We start from the raw sequence: 273 nt of genomic DNA on the forward strand, positions 1-273 counted from the left end.
TCCCCATGCCGAGCTGGGCCTGGTGACCCGCGAGCCGGTCGGCGTGGTCGCCGCCATCGTGCCGTGGAACTTCCCGCTGCTGATGTCCTGCTGGAAACTCGGTCCGGCCCTGGCCACCGGCAACTCGGTGATCCTCAAGCCCTCCGAGAAGTCGCCGCTGACCGCCCTCCGCATCGCCCAGCTGGCCGTCGAGGCCGGCATTCCGAAAGGCGTGTTCAACGTGCTGCCGGGCTATGGCCACACGGTAGGCAAGGCGCTGGCATTGCACATGGA

General features: G+C 68.1%; 1 protein-coding gene. It reads left to right on the forward strand.

The window, feature by feature from the left end:
- The coding region (locus ACLJNW_RS25115) for an aldehyde dehydrogenase family protein (RefSeq protein ID WP_410961344.1) at positions 1-273 on the forward strand (273 nt) is incomplete at both ends.

It is taken from the genome of Salmonella sp. SAL4457 (assembly GCF_046548235.1).
Lineage (GTDB): Bacteria > Pseudomonadota > Gammaproteobacteria > Enterobacterales > Enterobacteriaceae > Salmonella > Salmonella enterica.